Genomic DNA, 19013 nt, shown 5'->3' with positions numbered 1-19013 from the left:
CAACCGGCTCGACTCACGTCGTGGACCGCCCAGTGTCCGCGGTGGCTGGACGAGAACGGGCTTTGTCGCGGCGCAGTCCGCTGCGCTAATCGCCCTCGTCGAGGGCCTGCAGGTCACGACCGCGCGGCAAGTCCTTGACCAGTTCGAGGAACGCGTCATGAAGCCGGCCGTTGGTGGCCAGCACCGTCATGTCGCCCTCCAGCACGGACGCCCCGCCCAGGTCGGTCACCCGGCCACCCGCTTCCGTGACGATGACAGGCATCGGTGCCACATCCTCATAGCCCATCGGCGGACCGGCGATCACCACGGCATCGGCGCGGCCCGTGACCAGGTCCACGATGCAGCCCATCGAAGACATCAGGAACGCCTGACGGTGGAGAGCGACAAGAAGCTCCTCCGGCCAGCCGGCCGGGTTGAGTGCTTGGGTCCTTGCTCCGCGAATACTGGCGCGCTTTGTGACCTGGGCACGCTGGCTCGACTGCAAGGACGGCTCCGGGCCCGGCAGCACCCAGCACCCCAGACCACGCCCAGCCACGGCTGACGAGGCGAACAACGACATCAAGGAGTTCCCGGTCAACAGGCGGAGCATCGAACACGTAGTCCATCCGGCGAGCCTTTCACAGCTCCTGGCCGCCAAGTGGAGCCAGATCAACTTCCCACGCCGTGCAGCCACTTCCGGCCCGTGCGCTGGAGCCCAAAGAAGTGCTTACAAAGAGGGCGGGTCCTCTGCGATCACGGGTGTTTCCCGCTGAAGCGGTTTCCTGGGCATCCCGACGCGCTGGGTGTCCGAGGCGTGCTCAGCCCATATGTCGGCGTACCTGTGTCCCTCGGCGGTCGTCCTGCGCTCCGACTCGGTCAGAGCAAGCCGCCCCACCCCTGGGCGGGGTGCCGCACGTCTTTGAGGAACACCACCTGGCCGCCCCGCCGCCCCTCGGACGATTGCGGCGCCATCACGGTTCAGCCCGTACGGACCAGCGCGGCCCCGCCATGTGATCAGATCGGCCCGTATCAGCAGGTAGCGGCTCGGGGAGGGGCCGCGGAGGGGGGGAAAGTGTGATGCCTGATGTCGCCAGAGAGACGACACAGCCGTGCCCGGAATGCGGCACGGAGATCCGCGGAGACAGCCGGTTCACCGTCTGGTGCGCCGCCTGCGACTGGAACGTGGACCCCGAGGAGGCGCGGCCGGACACGGGACGGCTGGAACGAGCCGAGCGTGCCCTGGCCCGACGACACGGCGAGCAACTGCTCGCCGAGATGCTGAGCGGGCGGGAACCGCGTCCGCGGCGCGACGCCTCGGCGGTGACGGCCACCGCGCTCGCCCTGACCGTGCACGGCGTCACCCTCGCGCTTGCCGTCGGCGGTGTCTGGTGTGTGGTGGCGGGCTGGGGTGGCGCCGGTGTGGTGGCGGGTCTGGTGCTCCTGGCGCTGGCCTGGGGGTTCGCCCCGAGGGTTCGCCGCCTGCCCGACGACCGGCCGGTGCTGTTCCGGGCCGACGCGCCCGAACTCTTCGCCCTGGCGGACGAGGTGGCGCGGGCGGTCGGAACCCGGAGCGTGCACGCGATCGCCGTGGACGGGAGCATCAACGCTGCCGTCACGACGTACGGGGTGCGCGGCCGGCGGCTACTGGTGCTGGGTATGCCGCTGTGGGAGGTGCTCACGCCCGAGGAGCGGATCGCGCTGCTCGGCCATGAACTGGCCCACTACGCCAACGGCGACACGCGCAACGGCCTGATGGTGGGCACGGCCGTGCGGACCCTGACCCTCTGGCACCACACCCTCCGGCCGCTTCCGCACCCGTCCGCGATCGAGATGGCTGTCAATGCCCTCTACGTGGTGCCTCGCCTGCTGGTCCGAGGGGCGCTGGCGCTGTTCGTCCGGCTGACGTCGCGGGCAGGGACGCGGGCCGAGTACCTGGCTGACCGGCTGGCCGCCCGCACCGCTTCCACGCAGGCGGCGGTGGGCCTCATGGACCGGCTGCTCATCACCGGGCCGCTCGGTCTCCTGCTGCGCAGCGAGGCCAACCGTGCCGCCCTCGGCGGGTCGAGGTCCGCCCGGGAGGCCACGGCCCGGGCCGACGCGCTGTGGGGGCGGCTCACCGCGTACGCGGCGTCCGTCCCGGAGCACGAGTACGAACGGCAGCGGCGTGCCGGAGCCCGGCGCGGACACCAGGTCGACGCCACCCACCCGCCGACCCATCTGCGGCGCGTCTGCCTGCTCGCCGCGGAGCCCGTGGCGGCGGCGGTAGTGCCGCAGGCCCGACGGACCGAGCGGATCGCCACGGAACTCGCCGCGGCCCGCACCGAGGTGGCCCGGCGCCTGCTGCGCGACGGCCTCGGGGACTGAGCCCTCGCGGGCCGCCCCTGCCCCGACCGGGGCCTCTCGTTCGGATCACGCCGGGCTCGCGTGCTCTGGCACCGCACCCTGATCCGGCCTGAGCCAAACGGACCATCCTGACGGGACCTGTGGATGCGGTTGCGGTACTCCGATCGGCCGTGAGTCGGCGCCGGCCGAGTCCATGACGGGCGGTCAGCGCCACGGCATCGGCGCCGCGAGGGCGGGGAGGGCTGCGCGCCGCTGTCTTGGACCGTATGAGGGCCATGCCGTGGGTGAGCGCGACGGACACAGTGGCGGGGGACCGGGTGAGTGGCGCCCCGCGGGTGCGAGGGGTACGGAGCGGGCCGGGGGAAGGGGGGTGCCGGCGGGTCAGAGTGTGAGCAGCACCTTGGTGGCGCGGTGCTCTGGCTTTCACGTCCGGCGGCACACCTGCGACTCGATCACGCCGGCGGCAGGGCGGTCCATGGTGACGCCGGTGCGATGGCTCGGCCACTCGTCCCCGGCTGTCACGCTCGGTTACTATGCTCACCTCGTGCCGGAGGCCGGAAGCGAGGGCCGCCGCCGTTGACGGACTGCTGGGAGACAGGGAGACGGGGATGCCGGTCGAAACTCCCCGGATTCTCCCCAGGGCTGATCGGGGAGTTCTCCCGGGACTGCAGCATGCTGGAGCCTGCCATGGAATGTAAGGTAAACGAGTCTCGGGGCCTTGGAAGATGCTGAGAGAGGTCACCGCAACTCGCTATGTTGCACCCTTGCGATCCGGCGGCTCCGTACCCGGAGTCGTAGAGGCCGACGACCTCGGCACCTACGTGGTCAAGTTCACCGGCTCGGCGCAGGGCCGCAAGGCGCTGGTCGCCGAAGTGATCGTGGGCGAGCTGGCGCGCGCTCTCGGGCTGCGCTTCCCCGAACTGGTCCTGGTGCACTTCGACCCGGCGATAGCCGCGCACGAGGAGCACCAGGAGGTGCGCGACCTCCATGGCGCCAGCGCCGGGGTCAACCTCGGCATGGACTATCTGCCGGGCGCCCGCGACTTCACCCCCGAGGTGGCGCACACCTTCCCCGTGGACCCCCGGGAGGCGGGCCGGATCGTCTGGTTCGACGCCCTGACCGTCAACGTCGACCGCACGGTGCACAGCTCCAACCTGATGATCTGGCCGACCCTGGGCGTCGCACCGCCCCGGCTGTGGCTGATCGACCACGGTGCCGCCCTCGTCTTCCACCACCGCTGGGACACGGCGGACCCGGCGAAGGCCTACGACTTCCGGCACCACGCCCTCGGCCGGCTGCATCCCCCGGGGCCGGACGGCGGGACGCCCGCCGCGCCGGACGTCCGTGCGGCCGACGCCGAACTGGCGCCCAGGGTGACGCGGGACCTGCTGCGCGAGGTCACGGCCGCCGTACCGGACGGGTGGCTGGCGGACGAACCCGGCTTCCCGACGCCGGACGACGTCCGGCAGGCGTACGTGGACTACCTGCACGCACGCGTGCAGGCGTCGTCGGCCTGGTTGCCTTCGGACTTCCCCACCGGGGAGGAACTGGCCGCCGAGGAGGCCCGCCGGGCGGCGCGCAGACAGCAGGGGCGCCCCGACTGGCTCAAGGAGGTCCCCGACCTGCACGGCAAACCGGGGGCCGAACAGGATTGGTCGGTGCACCTGGGATGAACCAGCGCGTCGAGATCGAGTACTGCACCCAGTGCCGCTGGCTGCCCCGCGCCGCCTGGCTGGCGCAAGAACTGCTCACCACCTTCGAGGCCGAGCTGACGGAGCTGGCCCTGAAACCGGGCACGGGCGGCGTCTTCGTGGTCCGGGTGAACGGCGAGGTCGTCTGGGACCGGCGCGACCAGGGCTTCCCCGAGCCGACGGCCGTGAAGCGGGCCGTACGCGACCGAGTGGCCCCGGAAAAATCCCTGGGCCACTCGGACGGATGAGCCCGGACACCCGCGGGCGGCGGGCCCGGCGGGCTGGGCTGGACGGTCCCCCGCCCGACTGGCCGGACTAGCCCGCGAGTTGCTCGTACGCCGGGAGCGTCAGGAAGTCGGCGTAGTCCTCGTCGAGCGAGACCCGGAGCAGCAGGTCGTGGGCCTGCTGCCAGTGGCCGGCGGCGAAGGCTTCGCCGCCGATCTCCGCGCGGATGCCGGCCAGTTCCTCGGCGGCGACCTTGCGGGCCAGTTCCGGAGTGGCCTTCTCGCCGTTCTCGAACTCGACGCCCGCGTTGATCCACTGCCAGATCTGGGAGCGGGAGATCTCGGCGGTGGCCGCGTCCTCCATCAGGTTGAGGATGGCGACCGCGCCCAGGCCGCGCAGCCATGCCTCGATGTAACGGATGCCCACCTGCACGGCGTTGACCAGGCCCGGGTACGTCGGCCTGGCGTCGAGGGAGTCGACGGCGATCAGGTCGGCTGCCGCGACGTGCACGTCCTCGCGCAGCCGGTCCTTCTGGTTCGGCCGGTCGCCCAACACCCTGTCGAAGGACTCCATGGCGATCGGCACCAGGTCGGGGTGGGCGACCCAGGAGCCGTCGAAGCCGTCGTCGGCCTCGCGGTCCTTGTCCGCCCTGACCTTCTCGAAGGCGACCTTGTTGACCGCTTCGTCGCGCCGCGACGGGATGAACGCGGCCATGCCGCCGATCGCGTGCGCGCCGCGCCGGTGGCAGGTGCGGACGAGGAGTTCGGTGTACGCGCGCATGAACGGGGCGGTCATCGTCACGGCGTTGCGGTCCGGCAGGACGAACTTCGGCCCGCCGTCCCGGAAGTTCTTGACGATCGAGAACAGGTAGTCCCAGCGGCCCGCGTTCAGCCCGGACGCGTGGTCGCGGAGTTCGTAGAGAATCTCCTCCATCTCGTACGCGGCCGTGATCGTCTCGATCAGGACGGTGGCGCGGACGGTGCCCTGCGGGATGCCGAGGTGGTCCTGGGCGAAGACGAACACGTCGTTCCAGAGGCGGGCCTCCAGGTGTGATTCCGTCTTCGGGAGGTAGAAGTAGGGGCCCTTGCCGAGGTCCAGCAGGCGCTGGGCGTTGTGGAAGAAGTACAGGCCGAAGTCGACCAGGGCGCCGGGCACCCGGGTGCCGTCGGCGTCGGCCAGGTGGCGTTCGTCCAGGTGCCAGCCGCGCGGGCGCACGACGACCGTCGCCAGCTCGGCGTCCGGGCGCAGGGCGTACGACTTGCCGCTCGCGGGGTCGGTGAAGTCGATGTTCCGGCGGTAGGCGTCGGTCAGGTTGAGCTGGCCGGTGACGACGTTCTCCCAGGTCGGTGCGAGGGCGTCCTCGAAGTCCGCGAGCCAGATCTTCGCGCCGGAGTTGAGCGCGTTGATGGTCATCTTGCGGTCCGTGGGACCGGTGATCTCGACCCGGCGGTCGTCCAGGGCCGCGGGGGCCGGAGCCACCCGCCAGGAGTCGTCCGCGCGGATGGCTGCGGTCTCCGGACGGAAGTCGAGCGTGGAGGTGCGGGCGATCTCGGCGCGGCGCTCCGCGCGGCGGGCGAGAAGCTCGTCACGGCGCGGCGTGAAACGCCGGTGCAGTTCGGCCACGAAGGCCAGTGCCGCGTCGGTGAGGACCTCCTCCTGCCGGGGCAGGGGCTCGGCGTCGACGATGGCCAGCGGGGACGGCGCTGGTGCGGACATGAGCGGTCACTTCCTTCAGCCTGGCACCGGGTGCCCATCGATCCGTGGAGCCCGTGGAGCCCGAGGAGCGGTCGGGCGCTTCTGACCAGTGGATACTAGTTTCCTCATCGTGGAACTTCAATGGTTTGTTGATATCGAGATTCTCCGGGTCGAGGCAAGGTGGCGCGCGGTGCCACGCCACTTACTCAAGGTGGACCAGGTCGGCCGCGGTGTCGATGTCGTACGGCCGCGCCACGTCCCCGCACTCGACCAGCGTGATCTCCCCCTCGTGGGCCTTCAGGTAGGCGCGGGCGCCCCGGTCCCCGGTCGCGACGGCGGCGATGCCCGCCCAGTGGGCGCGGCCGAGGAGGACGGGGTGGCCGCGGACCCCCGCGTACACTGCCGAGACGAGCGACGTCTCGTCCCGGTACGCGGCACGGACCCGGCGCATCGCCTCCGCGCCGATGCCCGGCTGGTCGACCAGCGAGACCAGGGCCGCCCGCGTGCCCGTACCGGCGAACGAGTCCAGCCCGGCCCGCAGCGAGGACCCCATGCCCGCCGCCCAGTCCGGGTTGTCCACCAGGACGCAGCCGGCGAGGGCGGCCCGCTTCCGGACGGCGTCCGCCGCGGCGCCGAGGACCACGTGGATCCGTTCGCAGCCGGCCGCCCGCAGCACGGTGGCCGCGTGCTCGACCAGCGGTCTGCCCCGGTGGTCGAGCAGCGCCTTGGGCCGCCCGCCGAGCCGCCGCCCGCCGCCCGCGGCGAGCACCAACCCGGCGACCGGGCCTTTGCCGCCGGCCGGACCCGGGCCGCCTCGGTCGTTGCTCATACGTCCTCCGTCATGCGTCCATGGCCATACGTCCTGCATACCTGACATCGCGGGGATCACCCGGTGCCCGAGGGCTGAATTTCGGTCCGTGGAGTGGCGCGGCACCCGCCGGGTGGCGTTTACTGGCCGTCCCCCGGCGTCCGCTCAGCGCCGCGGGGCAGGGGGTGGAACCGCCGGGCGCGTGCGCCACGCGGAGTACGAGGGGGGAGGGCCGTGTTGCGGAGTTTGGGGCAGATGCCGGTGACCGGCAGCGGCGAGGACCCGAGGGTGGCCGAACTGCGGACAGCGGTGTCCCGGCTGCGGCGGGAACTCGCCGCGCACCCGGCCGAGTTCCGGGACCGGGTCATAGCCGAGGACGAACTCGCGGTGCTGGCCGCGATGACCTCCGGCGGGGCCCCGGAGATCCCGAGGCTGCGCCGTTCCCTGCTCCTGGTCGCGGGCGCGATCGGCTCGGTCAGCGCCCTGTCCGGGAGCCTGTCGGAGGTCCGTGCCGCGGTGGACCTGTTCGGGGAGCCACCACGGCCCTGAAACCGAACCGGCCGACAGACGTCGCGCGGCGGCGCGATGACCGCGCCCAGCCCCCGATGCTGCCGCGGCCGGCGGCCCGTCAGGGAGTCGACGTCGCCAGGGACTGCGACAGATCCACCGCCACCTGCTGCAGCAGCGGCACGATCTGCTCCGTGGCCGATTCCGTGACCCGGCCCGCCGGGCCGGAGATCGAGATGGCGGCGGCCGTGGGGGAGTCGGGTACCGAGACCGCCAGGCAGCGGACGCCGAGTTCCTGCTCGTTGTCGTCGATCGCGTAGCCGAGGCGGCGCACGTCCGCCAGGGCGGCCAGGAAGCGGTCCGGTGTGGTGATGGTCTTCTCGGTGGCGGCCGGCATGCCCGTGCGGGACAGCAGCGCGCGCACCTCGTCGTCGGGCACGTCCGCGAGCAGGGCCTTGCCCACCCCCGTGGAGTGCGGCAGCACCCGCCGGCCGACCTCGGTGAACATGCGCATCGAGTGCTTGGACGGCACCTGCGCCACGTAGACGATCTCGTCCCCGTCCAGCAGGGCCATGTTCGCCGTCTCGCCGGTCTCGTCGACCAGTCGGGCCAGATAGGGGCGGGCCCAGGTGCCGAGCAGACGGGAGGCGGACTCGCCCAGCCGGATCAGGCGCGGCCCGAGGGCGTACCGGCGGTTCGCCTGCTGGCGGACGTATCCGCAGGCCACGAGAGTCCGCATGAGCCGGTGGATGGTCGGCAGCGGCAGCCCGCTGCTCGCGGACAACTCGCTGAGGCCGACTTCGCCGCCCGCGTCCGCCACCCGTTCGAGCAGGTCGAAGGCGCGCTCCAGGGACTGGACCCCGCCGCCGGTGGACTTGGCGGAGTCGGTGGTGCTGGCGCTGGACGTCGGCACGGCGCGTTCCTTTCGGGGCTGGCAGGAAGGGCAGAAGCCTACCCGGCGGCCGATCGACTCCCCACTTTTCCGTCGCTGCATTCTGCTGGTCGGAAGCGTAATTCCGTGTAGTGGAAATGTCTAGAGCGTGACGGGAGGGTGCTCTGAGGGAAAGTGTGCCCCTTGACGCCGGGGGACCGGGCGTGAAGACTCCTTCAACAGAACGTTGAAATCCGTTACGTGGTGGTAAATCCCGTTTCCTGGATGTGAACGACGGCAGAGAGGGCTCGCGGTGTCCGACGCTGAACTGGTCCTGCGCTCGACACGTGTCATCACCCCGGAGGGGACGCGAGCCGCCTCGGTCGCCGTCTCGGCCGGGAGGATCACGGCCGTACTGCCGTACGACGCTCCCGTGGCCGCGGGGACCGGCCTGACGGACGTCGGCGACGACGTCCTGCTGCCGGGCCTGGTCGACACCCACGTGCACGTCAACGACCCGGGCCGCACCGAGTGGGAGGGCTTCTGGACCGCCACCCGCGCGGCGGCAGCGGGTGGCATCACCACCCTCGTGGACATGCCCCTCAACTCGCTCCCGCCGACCACCACGGTCGACCACCTCTGTACCAAGCGGGCCGTCGCCGTCGGCCAGGCCCACGTGGACGTCGGCTTCTGGGGTGGCGCCCTGCCCGGCAACGTCAAGGACCTGCGCCCGCTGCACGACGCCGGGGTCTTCGGCTTCAAGGCGTTCCTGTCGCCGTCCGGCGTGGACGAGTTCCCGCCCCTCGACCAGGACGGGATGGCCCGGTCCCTGGCCGAGATCGCCTCCTTCGACGGCCTGCTGATCGTGCACGCCGAGGACCCGCACGAGCTGGCCGCGGCCCCGCAGCACGGCGGCCCCAGATACGCCGACTTCCTCGCCTCCCGCCCGCGCGACGCCGAGGACACGGCCATCGCGCACCTGCTCGCGCAGGCCAGGCGGCTCGACGCGCGGGTGCACGTGCTCCATCTGTCGTCGAGCGACGCACTGCCGCTGATCGCCGCCGCCCGTGCCGACGGCGTGCGGGTCACCGCCGAGACCTGCCCGCACTACCTCACCCTGACCGCCGAGGAGATCCCCGACGGCGCCAGCGAGTTCAAGTGCTGCCCGCCCATCCGGGAGGCCGCCAACCGGGACCTGCTCTGGCAGGCGCTGGCGGACGGCACGATCGACTGCGTCGTCACCGACCACTCGCCCTCCACCGCCGACCTGAAGACCGCCGACTTCGCCACCGCCTGGGGCGGCATCTCCGGCCTCCAGCTGAGTCTGGCCGCCGTCTGGACGGAGGCGCGTCGGCGCGGCCACGACCTGGCCGACGTCGTGCGCTGGATGTCGACCCGCACGGCCGCCCTGGTCGGCCTCGGCGCCCGCAAGGGCGCCATCGCCCCGGGCCATGACGCCGACTTCGCCGTCCTCGCCCCGGACGAGACCTTCACCGTCGACCCGGCGCATCTCCAGCACCGCAACCGGGTCACGGCGTACGCGGGCAAGAGCCTGTACGGCGTGGTGAAGTCCACCTGGCTGCGCGGCGAACGCATCGCCGCCGACGGCGAGTTCGGCGTCCCGAAGGGCCGGCTGCTGAGCCGTACCCCCTGAGCCCCCTCCATCCATCCGGCGGCCGAATCCCGAAAGGAACCCTGATCACCGTGACGGCGATTCCCAGCTTCACCGGCGACGCGAACCCCTACGAAGGCGGCGACCCGTACGCGGACTACCGCACAGCCGACTTCCCCTTCACCCACCTCGCCGACCTCGCCGACCGCCGGCTCGGTGCCTCGGTCGTCGCCGCGGCCGACGAGTTCTTCGCCCAGCGCGAGAACCTGCTGCTGCCCGGCCGGGCCGAGTTCGACCCCGAGCACTTCGGGCACAAGGGCAAGATCATGGACGGCTGGGAGACGCGCCGCCGTCGCGGCACCTCCGCGGACCACCCGTGGCCGGCCGCCGAGGACCATGACTGGGCGCTGATCCGGCTCGGGGCACCCGGCGTCGTACGCGGCATCGTCGTCGACACCGCCCACTTCCGCGGCAATTACCCGCAGGCCGTGTCCATCGAGGGCACCTCCGTACCCGGTGCCCCGTCCCCCGGCGCGCTGCTGTCCGACGACGCGAAGTGGACGACGCTTCTCCCGCGCACCCCCGTCGGCGGCCACGCGGCCAACGGCTTCGCGGTCACCGTCGAACAGCGCATCACCCACCTGCGGGTCAGTCAGCACCCCGACGGCGGCATCGCGCGCCTGCGGGTGTACGGCGAGGTGGTGCCCGATCCCGCGTGGCTGGCCGCGCTCGGCACCTTCGACGTGGTCGCCCTGGAGAACGGCGGCCGGGTCGAGGACGCCTCCGACCTCTTCTACTCGCCCGCCACCAACACCATCCGGCCCGGCCGCTCCCGCAAGATGGACGACGGCTGGGAGACGCGCCGCCGCCGCGACCAGGGCCATGACTGGATCCGGTACCGGCTGGCCGCCCAGTCCTCGATCCGCGCGATCGAGATCGACACCGCCTGCCTCAAGGGCAACAGCGCCGGCTGGGCCTCGGTGTCCGTCCGGGACGGGGAGAGCGGGGCGGGCGGTGCGGTCGGCTCGGGCGGTGCGGTCGGCGAGTGGACCGAGATCCTTCCGCGGACCCGTCTGCAGCCCGACACGAACCACCGGTTCGTCCTGCCGGAACCCGCCGTCGGCACGCACGCGCGCGTGGACATCTTCCCGGACGGCGGCATCTCACGACTGCGTCTGCACGGCTCGCTCACCGAGCAGGGCGCGACCCGGCTGGCCGCCCGTCACCAGGAACTGGGCGGCTGAGCGGGGAACGGGTGACTGAGCCCGGACGGCGACCTCGGCTGGCTGGAACTCTTCGCTCCCTGTCTTGCGTTCTCCCCTCGTGACTCTTCAGCAAGAAATCGTCGGCAACGCCATGCAGATGGCGGTCGTCAACCTGCAGCCCGGCCAGAGCGTGTACTGCGAGGCCGGGAAGTTCCTGTTCAAGACGGCGAACGTGACCATGGAGACCCGCCTGTCGGGCCCGTCGAACTCGAACGGCGGCGGACAGCAGAGCGGCGGAGGCGGCATGGGTGGCCTGCTGCGCCAGGCCATGGGTACGGCCATGCAGGTGGGTCAGCGTGCGCTCGCCGGCGAGTCACTGGCCTTCCAGCACTTCACCGCCCAGGGCGGCGCGGGCACCGTCGGCTTCGCGGGCGTGCTGCCCGGCGAGATGCGCGCCCTCGAACTGGACGGCACGCGCGCGTGGTTCGCGGAGAAGGACGCCTTCGTGGCCGCCGAGTCGACGATCGAGTTCGGGATCGCCTTCCAGGGCGGGCGGACCGGTATGAGCGGCGGTGAGGGATTCATCCTGGAGAAGTTCACCGGGTACGGCACGGTGATCATCGCCGGCGCGGGCAACTTCATCGACCTCGACCCGGCCGACTTCGGCGGACGCATCGAGGTCGACACGGGCTGTGTCGTCGCCTTCGAGGAGGGCATCCAGTACGGCGTCCAGCGCATCGGCGGTCTCAACCGTCAGGGGATCATGAACGCGGTCTTCGGCGGCGAGGGGCTGTCACTGGCCACCCTGGAGGGCAGCGGCCGCGTCATCCTGCAGTCCCTCACCATCGAGGGCCTCGCCAACGCCCTGAAGAAGGCCCAGGGCGGCGACAAGCAGGGACCGACGGGCGGAATGTTCTCGACGCACGTCGGGTGAGGCCGGCCGGTTCCCGGCCGCGTCGGTGACCCGTGCGAGGCCCCGACGCGCCCGCGGAGTGGAGTTCAGATGCGTCCGTGGCGTGAAGTCCGCATGCACCCGTGGAGTGGGGTCCGGACGCACCTGCCCGGCGGCGGATGTGCGGGGGTCGCGGAGGCAGGGGCGTCCGGGAACTGCGGTCGACGTTCCGGCCGTGCGCCCGGTCGGGCAGCCGGTGATGCCGACGGCTTTCAGCAGCCGTAGTCGATGAGGTCGAACGACACGTAGTGGTCGGCCGTGTAGTAGTCCTCCTGGTAGTCCTTACCGGTGACGATGCGGCGCGCACCGCGCGTGGAGGAGCCCGGGGTCTTCACGGTGTACTCGTGGTAGTAGCCCTGTGACTGGCCCGGCAGGACGCCCTCGCGGTTCTGGAAGACGGTGCCGTCCTGCGGGTAGGGGTAGGGGCCGCCCTGGTCGATCAGCCTGAGTGTGTCGTACGTCTGGGAAGGAAGGGCGCCGTAGCAGATGTCGCCGACCGCGGCGGCCTTGGCGTCGGCCGTGGTGGCGGTGACGGTGGCGCCCATGAGCAGCGCGGACAGGAGCGCCGCCGTGGCGCCGATGCGGGTGCTGTGTGGGGGGAATCTCATGGGCCCATGATGACGCGCGTAGATGGTGGCATGTCAATGACAACTCGGGGTTTTTCCCTCGCGTTCGACGAATTTTCGCGAAGTCAACCCGTTCTGTCCCACCCCGTCAGTCGCGGCTCAATCGGATCCCCGGCTCTCCGCCGCGGCGAAGAGGGCGACCGCGAGCACGATCAGCACGATGCTGGCGTAGACCTCGTACCCGTCGAGGAAACCCACCCGCTGGAGGAGCCCGACGTGCCAGTCGGTGAACTCGTGCACCAGCCCCATGACCCCCTGCGCCAGGGCGAGGAATCCGATCAGCTCCAGAAACTGCTTCATGCCACGAACCCTTGCCCCCCGGCCCGCCGCGTCGCATCGGCCGTGGGGTGCTCCGTACTCGCCGCAGGTCGCCGGTGTCCGCCGTCGGGGCCGCCGAAAGTATCCGGCGCCCCGACTTTGGTCGCCGATGCCGCGCTCCCAGCGGTCGCCGGCGTCGAACCTGCGTAGATTTGTCGACCGTGAGTGGTACGAGGCAGGGTGCGGAGCCGCAGCGGGCGGCCCACGGTTTCGCGGGCCGACGGTGGCTGTTCCCGTCGGCCGTGATCCATGCGCTGGACCCGGACGCCGCGCAGGCCGGACGGCGCCCGCGCCGCACCGCACGCGACTGGTTCGTCGACTTCTCCTGCTTCCTGCTGGCCGTCTTCCTCGGTCTGGTGAGCGCCGATTCCCTGCGTCATGAGGTCGGCCTGGCCCACTCGCTCGCCGTCCTCGACCAGTCACTCGGCGCCCTGGCCTGCGCCGCCGTCTGGCTGCGCCGCCGGTGGCCGGTCGCGCTCGCCGTCGCCATGATCCCGGTCGGCCTGCTGTCCAACACCGCGGGCGGCGCCGGCATGGTCGCCCTGTTCACGCTCGCCGTGCACCGGCCCTTCCGGTACGTGGCCTGGACCGGTGCCGTCAACCTCGCCCTGGCCCCGGTCTTCTACTGGCTGCGACCCGATCCCGAGCTGCCCTATCTGGGCGTCGTCCTGTTCGCCACGCTGCTCACCGTCTCCGTCATCGGCTGGGGCATGGTCGCCCGCTCCAAACGCCAGCTCATGCTGAGCCTGCGGGACCGGGCCCGGCGGGCCGAGGCCGAGGCCCGGCTGCGCGCCGAGCGGGCACAGCGGCTCGCCCGCGAGGCCATCGCGCGGGAGATGCACGACGTGCTCGCCCATCGGCTCACCCTGCTCAGCGTGCATGCGGGCGCCCTGGAGTTCCGGCCGGACGCGCCCCGCGAGGAGGTCGTGCGGGCGGCCGGGGTGATCCGGGAGAGCGCCCATGAGGCACTGCAGGACCTGCGCGAGATCATCGGCGTGCTGCGGGCCGGCGACTCCGAAGACAACGGGCGCCCGCAGCCGACGCTGGTCACGCTGGAGGCCCTGGTCGCGGAGTCCCGCGCGGCGGGCGCCAAGGTCGGTCTGGACAGCCGGTCGCCGAGCCCGACGCCGTCCCCACGTCCGTCGGCCGCACCGCCTACCGCATTGCCCAGGAGGGACTGACCAATGCCCGCAAGCACGCCCCCGGCACCGAGGTCACGGTGACCCTCACCGGCGCCCCCGGCGAGGGGCTGACCGTCACGGTGCACAACTCCGCCCCGGACGGCGACGTACCGCACGTCCCCGGCTCCGGCCAGGGACTGATCGGACTCACCGAGCGGGCGACACTGGCCGGCGGCCGCCTCGATCACGGCGCCACCGGCGACGGCGGCTTCGAGGTGCGGTCGTGGCTGCCGTGGGCCGCCGCCTGAGACGTCCGCGGTACCCGGCGGGCCGGTGGACATCCGTGCACCGGACATCCATGAGTCCGCGGGCCGTCTTGTACCCATGAGGCCCGTGGAGGCCGTACACCCGTGATTACGTAAGGGCCATGACTGCGATCAGACTGCTCCTCGTCGACGACGACCCGCTCGTACGGGCGGGCCTGGCCCTGATGATGGGCGGCGCCGATGACATCGAGATCGTCGGCACCGCCGCCGACGGGAGCGAGGTCGAGGCGCTGGTCGACCGTACCCGTCCGGACGTCGTCCTGATGGACATCCGCATGCCGTCGGTGGACGGGCTCACGGCCACCCAACGGCTGCGAGATCGCGAGGACCCGCCCCAGGTCGTCGTCCTCACCACCTTCCACGCCGACGAGCAGGTGCTGCACGCCCTGCGCGCGGGCGCCGCCGGTTTCGTCCTCAAGGACACCCCGCCCGCCGAGATCGTCGACGCCGTGCGCCGGGTCGCGGGCGGCGACCCCGTCCTGTCGCCCACCGTCACCCGCCAGCTGATGGCGCACGCGGCCGGAGGCGCGGCCGATACCCGCCGCTCCCGCGCGCGGGAGCGGCTCGCCGCGCTCAACGACCGCGAACGGGAGGTCGCCGTCGCGGTCGGCCGCGGACTCGCCAACGCCGAGATCGCCGCCACGCTTTTCATGAGCGTCGCCACCGTCAAGACCCACGTCTCCCGCATCCTCGCCAAACTCGGCCTCAACAACCGCGTACAGATCGCCCTGCTCGCCTACGACGCGGGCCTCCTGGACGACACGAACGGCAATGATGCGAACGGCATGAACGAGGCGAACGACAGGAACGGGACGGCTCGGGGTTGATCGAGGCGGCACCGGTCGAACCGCCGATGCGCGGGATGCGCCGCCCGCCGGCGCGGAGGCCGCTGTGGGCGACGAGGGTGGTCCTCCGGCCGCGGCCCTGTCACCCGGCGGCCGGCGCGGGTGCGCCCGGGGCTTCGCCCTCGCCCTGGATCTCCGTCAGCCGTACCGGCCGGCGCTCCCGGCGGGACACCTCGCAGGCCTCGGCGACGCGCAGGGCCCGCAGCGCCTCACGGCCGTCACAGGGATTGGGCCGCTCGCCGCGCACCACCTCGACGAAGGCACACAGCTCGGCCTCGTAGGCGGGACCGAACCGTTCCAGGAACCCCGGCCAGGGCTTGTCCGCGGGCGGCGGGCCGGTCGGTTCGGTCGAGGCGACCGGAGTGCGGTCGTCCAGTCCGACCACGACGGTGTCCCGTTCCCCGGCCAGCTCCATGCGGACGTCGTATCCCGCGCCGTTCAGCCGGGTCGCCGTCGCCGTGGCCAGTGTGCCGTCCTCCAGGGTGAGCACGGCCGCACCCGTGCCGACGTCACCTGCCTCGCGGAACATCGCGGGACCGGCGTCCGACCCGGTCGCGTACACGTCGACCACCTCGCGCCCGGTCACCCAGCGCAGCGCGTCGAAGTCGTGGATCAGGGTGTCCCGGAACAGCCCGCCGGACAGTGCCAGCCACTCGGGCGGGGGAGGGGACTGGTCGCAGGTCATGGCGCGCACCGTGTGCAACCGCCCGAGCCGCCGGGACCGCACCGCCTCGCGCGCGCCGGCGTAGCCCGCGTCGAACCGCCGCTGGAACCCCATCTGCAGGACCGTGCCGGCCGCGTCGACCTCGGCGAGCGCGTGCAGGGTGCCCGGCAGGTCGAGGGCGATGGGCTTCTCGCAGAAGACGGGGAGCGCGGAGCGTGCCGCGCGCCCGATCAGGTCGGCGTGGGCCGCCGTCGCCGCGGTGATGACCACGGCGTCCACTCCCCAGGTGAAGATCTCGTCCACGCCGGGCGCCGCCGTCTCCCCGAGGCGGTGCGCGAGGTCCTGGGCCCGCGCCGGGTCCGCGTCCGTGAGGATCAGCGAACCGACCTCGCGGTGACGGCTGAGCGTGTTCGCATGGAGGGTGCCGATGCGGCCCGTACCGATGATCCCGATGCGCATGGAAACAAACTGAGGGCCATCCCGGACGCTGTCAATCGCTATGTCCGGACAATCGGACCTCACGACTTCCCGTCAACCGGCCCCGGAGCTACGCTCAGGCCGTGCCGAAACCAGAAGTGGACCCGACCGCCTCACTCGATCTCAGCGTGGACCGCAGCTCGCCGGTCCCCCTGTACTTCCAGCTGTCCCAGCAACTGGAGGCCGCGATCGAACACGGAGCGCTCACGCCCGGCAGCCTGCTGGGCAACGAGATCGAGCTGGCCGGGCGGCTCGGTCTGTCCCGGCCCACCGTCCGCCAGGCCATCCAGTCCCTGGTCGACAAGGGGCTGCTGGTCCGCCGCCGTGGGGTCGGCACCCAGGTCGTGCACAGCCAGGTCAAGCGCCCGCTGGAGCTGAGCAGCCTCTACGACGACCTGGAGGCGGCCGGTCAGCGGCCCGCGACCTCGGTCGTCGTCAACACCGTCGTCGTGGCGTCCGCGGCGGTGGCAGCCGCGCTGGACGTGGCCGAGGGCAGCGAGGTGCACCGCATCGAGCGGCTGCGGCTGGCGCACGGCGAGCCGATGGCGTACCTGGTCAACCATCTGCCGCCCGGCCTGCTCGACCTGGACACCGCGCAACTGGAGGCCACCGGTCTGTACCGGCTGATGCGGGCCGCCGGGATCACCCTGCACAGCGCCCGGCAGTCCATCGGGGCCCGTGGCGCCGGGGCGGCCGAGGCCGAGCGGCTCGGCGAGGCGGAGGGCGCCCCGCTGCTCACCATGCAGCGCACCACCTTCGACGACACCGGCCGCGCCGTGGAGTTCGGCGACCACATCTACCGGCCGTCGCGCTATTCGTTCGAGTTCCAGTTGCTCGTACGGTCCTGAGCGGTCGGCCGGCCCACTGGATCCGTCATCATGTCCGGACAATACGACCGTCGGGCCGTGACCCCATCCACACCCCACGGTGAGGCAGAATCGGCCGTGATGAGCACCTACCGCGATCTCACGGCTCCCATCGGATCCCGCAGAGCCCCCGTCCTGCGTACGGTCGGCACGCGGGAACGCCGGTCCCACCTGACCGCCCCCAGAGTCCCCACCGTGGGCATCGACATCGGCGGTACGAAGGTCATGGCGGGCGTCGTCGATGCCGACGGGAACATCCTGGAGCGGCTGCGCACCGAGACCCCGGACAAGTCCAAGAGCCCCAAGGTCGTCGAGGACACCATCGTCGAACTGGTCCTCGACCTGTCCGACCGGCACGATGTGCACGCGGTGGGCATCGGCGCGGCCGGCTGGGTCGACGCCGACCGCAACCGCGTGCTGTTCGCCCCCCACCTGTCCTGGCGCAACGAGCCGCTGCGCGACCGGCTGGCCGGCCGGCTCGCCGTGCCCGTGCTGGTCGACAACGACGCCAACGCCGCCGCCTGGGCCGAGTGGCGGTTCGGTGCCGGCCGCGGCGAGGACCACCTCGTGATGATCACGCTGGGCACCGGCATCGGCGGCGCGATCCTGGAGGACGGCCAGGTCAAGCGGGGCAAGTACGGGGTCGCGGGCGAGTTCGGCCATATGCAGGTCGTGCCCGGCGGGCACCGCTGCCCGTGCGGCAACCGCGGCTGCTGGGAGCAGTACAGCTCGGGCAACGCCCTGGTCCGCGAGGCCAGGGAACTGGCCGCCGCCGACTCCCCGGTGGCGTACGGGATCATCGAGCACGTCAAGGGCAGCATCGGCGACATCACCGGCCCGCTGATCACCGAGCTGGCGCGTGAGGGCGACGCGATGTGCATCGAACTGCTCCAGGACATCGGCCAGTGGCTGGGCGTCGGCATCGCCAACCTGGCGGCGGCCCTGGACCCGTCCTGCTTCGTGATCGGCGGCGGCGTCTCGGCCGCCGACGACCTGCTGATCGGCCCCGCGCGGGACGCCTTCAAACGCCACCTCACCGGTCGCGGCTACCGCCCCGAGGCGCGCATCACCCGCGCTCAGCTCGGCCCCGAGGCCGGCATGGTCGGCGCGGCCGACCTCGCGCGGCTGGTCGCCCGCCGCTTCCGCCGGGCCAAGCGGCGCCGGGTGGAGCGCTACGAGCGCTACGAGCGGTACGTGGCAGCCCGTCGGCCCCGGGACACCGCATGACCGTGTCGCTGCCGCACCAGTCCGAGCCGGCCGAGGCACCGGCCCGGCCCGTCGAGAGCCCCCGCCGCAGGGCCCGCCGCCGGGCCCTGACCCTGTTGATCATCGTGCTGCTCATCGGCGTTCCGGCCGGGTACCTGATGATCTCCGCCGACCAGAGCCGGGACAGCGGCAAGGACAAGGAGGCCAAGTACTCGGCGACCGGCCTCACCGAGGGCTGGCCGTCGAAGGTGCAACGCCGCCTCTACCAGGTGTCGGTCCCGCACCCGGCCGACCGGATCGCCTACTACGAGACCAACAACTGGAAGACCAGCCGCCTCTACGTCCAGTTCCGCACCACTGTCGCCGGCCTCGACAGCTTCCTGGAGGCCATGGGCGTGCAGCAGAACAGCCTCAAGGCGAACCACATCACCATCACCGACCGGGACCGGAAGATCACCGGCTGGGACTTCACCGGCCCCGGCCCGTGGTCGGGCTTCAGCCTCAGGAAGAAGAACCCGGCGCCCCGCAAGGAAGTGGTCGTGAACATGTCCGACCCGAAGCTCCCGATGGTGTACGTCGTCTCGCTCACGGTGCCTTGACCGGTTCCGTGGCTCCGACCGATCCGCGGTACTGAGCGATTCGCGGCTCTGACCGGCCCCCGGTGCTCACCTATCCG

Annotated in this window: 18 protein-coding genes and 1 pseudogene; 12 read left to right on the top strand and 7 right to left on the bottom strand. The window is 71.9% G+C overall.

Annotation, left to right across the window (positions count from 1 at the left end; genetic code table 11):
- Positions 1–85: 85 nt before the first annotated feature.
- The gene (locus tag ACFYPJ_RS31695) at positions 86–559 is read right to left on the bottom strand and encodes an inositol monophosphatase family protein (protein ID WP_389024768.1); all 474 of its coding nucleotides are present in this window, start codon (positions 557–559) and stop codon (positions 86–88) included.
- 497 nt (positions 560–1056) lie between these two features.
- Between ACFYPJ_RS31695 and ACFYPJ_RS31690 the strand changes: the two genes are divergently transcribed.
- From ACFYPJ_RS31690 to ACFYPJ_RS31680, 3 genes are all read left to right on the top strand, one after another.
- A complete protein-coding gene (locus tag ACFYPJ_RS31690; RefSeq protein ID WP_389024660.1) occupies positions 1057–2343 on the top strand; it encodes a M48 family metallopeptidase in 1287 nt (428 codons plus the stop codon).
- A gap of 704 nt (positions 2344–3047) precedes the next feature.
- On the top strand, positions 3048–3995 hold the full coding sequence (locus tag ACFYPJ_RS31685) for a HipA family kinase (protein ID WP_389024658.1): 948 nt from the start codon (positions 3048–3050) through the stop codon (positions 3993–3995).
- Entirely contained in the window at positions 3992–4261 is a 270-nt protein-coding gene (locus ACFYPJ_RS31680) for a SelT/SelW/SelH family protein (protein ID WP_389024656.1), read from the top strand. The genes ACFYPJ_RS31685 and ACFYPJ_RS31680 overlap by 4 nt, the downstream gene beginning before the upstream one ends.
- 67 nt (positions 4262–4328) lie before the next feature.
- Here the strand turns inward: ACFYPJ_RS31680 and aceB are convergent, their stop codons facing one another.
- Entirely contained in the window at positions 4329–5954 is a 1626-nt protein-coding gene (gene aceB, locus ACFYPJ_RS31675; RefSeq protein ID WP_389024654.1) for a malate synthase A, read from the bottom strand.
- A 181-nt stretch (positions 5955–6135) separates the two neighbouring features.
- Positions 6136–6762, bottom strand: a complete 627-nt coding sequence (locus ACFYPJ_RS31670; protein WP_389024652.1) for an NTP transferase domain-containing protein — start codon at positions 6760–6762, stop codon at positions 6136–6138.
- Positions 6763–6975: 213 nt separating this feature from the next.
- Between ACFYPJ_RS31670 and ACFYPJ_RS31665 the strand changes: the two genes are divergently transcribed.
- On the top strand, positions 6976–7290 hold the full coding sequence (locus ACFYPJ_RS31665) for a DUF5955 family protein (protein ID WP_389024651.1): 315 nt from the start codon (positions 6976–6978) through the stop codon (positions 7288–7290).
- 79 nt (positions 7291–7369) lie between these two features.
- On the opposite strand, the gene ACFYPJ_RS31660 is transcribed toward ACFYPJ_RS31665, so the two are convergent.
- Positions 7370–8161 (bottom strand): IclR family transcriptional regulator, encoded by a 792-nt coding sequence (locus ACFYPJ_RS31660; RefSeq protein WP_389024649.1) that lies wholly within the window; start codon positions 8159–8161, stop codon positions 7370–7372.
- Positions 8162–8432: 271 nt separating this feature from the next.
- On the opposite strand from ACFYPJ_RS31660, the gene allB reads away from it, so the two are divergent.
- The 3 genes from allB (at position 8433) to ACFYPJ_RS31645 (ending at position 11870) form a co-directional block, all read left to right on the top strand.
- On the top strand, positions 8433–9773 hold the full coding sequence (allB, locus tag ACFYPJ_RS31655; protein ID WP_389024647.1) for an allantoinase AllB: 1341 nt from the start codon (positions 8433–8435) through the stop codon (positions 9771–9773).
- A 50-nt stretch (positions 9774–9823) separates the two neighbouring features.
- On the top strand, positions 9824–10975 hold the full coding sequence (gene alc / locus ACFYPJ_RS31650) for an allantoicase (RefSeq protein WP_389024646.1): 1152 nt from the start codon (positions 9824–9826) through the stop codon (positions 10973–10975).
- 79 nt (positions 10976–11054) lie between these two features.
- Complete coding sequence (locus ACFYPJ_RS31645; RefSeq protein ID WP_389024644.1) at positions 11055–11870, top strand: AIM24 family protein; 816 nt, start codon at positions 11055–11057, stop codon at positions 11868–11870.
- Positions 11871–12100: 230 nt separating this feature from the next.
- On the opposite strand, the gene ACFYPJ_RS31640 is transcribed toward ACFYPJ_RS31645, so the two are convergent.
- Positions 12101–12496 (bottom strand): ribonuclease domain-containing protein, encoded by a 396-nt coding sequence (locus ACFYPJ_RS31640; RefSeq protein WP_389024642.1) that lies wholly within the window; start codon positions 12494–12496, stop codon positions 12101–12103.
- 117 nt (positions 12497–12613) lie between these two features.
- Positions 12614–12814, bottom strand: a complete 201-nt coding sequence (locus ACFYPJ_RS31635; protein ID WP_389024640.1) for a hypothetical protein — start codon at positions 12812–12814, stop codon at positions 12614–12616.
- 170 nt (positions 12815–12984) lie between these two features.
- Here ACFYPJ_RS31635 and ACFYPJ_RS31630 point away from each other — a divergent pair.
- Positions 12985–14261: pseudogene (locus ACFYPJ_RS31630) on the top strand (sensor histidine kinase).
- Positions 14262–14380: 119 nt separating this feature from the next.
- On the top strand, positions 14381–15106 hold the full coding sequence (locus tag ACFYPJ_RS31625; RefSeq protein ID WP_389024638.1) for a response regulator: 726 nt from the start codon (positions 14381–14383) through the stop codon (positions 15104–15106).
- A 100-nt stretch (positions 15107–15206) separates the two neighbouring features.
- On the opposite strand, the gene ACFYPJ_RS31620 is transcribed toward ACFYPJ_RS31625, so the two are convergent.
- A complete protein-coding gene (locus ACFYPJ_RS31620; protein ID WP_389024636.1) occupies positions 15207–16247 on the bottom strand; it encodes a Gfo/Idh/MocA family oxidoreductase in 1041 nt (346 codons plus the stop codon).
- 116 nt (positions 16248–16363) lie between these two features.
- On the opposite strand from ACFYPJ_RS31620, the gene ACFYPJ_RS31615 reads away from it, so the two are divergent.
- The 3 genes from ACFYPJ_RS31615 (at position 16364) to ACFYPJ_RS31605 (ending at position 18936) form a co-directional block, all read left to right on the top strand.
- A complete protein-coding gene (locus ACFYPJ_RS31615; protein WP_389024766.1) occupies positions 16364–17113 on the top strand; it encodes a GntR family transcriptional regulator in 750 nt (249 codons plus the stop codon).
- 99 nt (positions 17114–17212) lie between these two features.
- The gene (locus ACFYPJ_RS31610) at positions 17213–18358 is read left to right on the top strand and encodes an ROK family glucokinase (RefSeq protein ID WP_389024635.1); all 1146 of its coding nucleotides are present in this window, start codon (positions 17213–17215) and stop codon (positions 18356–18358) included.
- On the top strand, positions 18355–18936 hold the full coding sequence (locus tag ACFYPJ_RS31605; protein WP_389024633.1) for a sugar kinase: 582 nt from the start codon (positions 18355–18357) through the stop codon (positions 18934–18936). Before ACFYPJ_RS31610 ends, ACFYPJ_RS31605 begins: the two co-directional genes overlap by 4 nt.
- Positions 18937–19013: the final 77 nt, after the last annotated feature.

Origin of the sequence: Streptomyces sp. NPDC006012, from assembly GCF_042871185.1 — a bacterium.
GTDB lineage: Bacteria > Actinomycetota > Actinomycetes > Streptomycetales > Streptomycetaceae > Streptomyces.
This window is presented reverse-complemented; position numbering and strand designations above follow the sequence as displayed.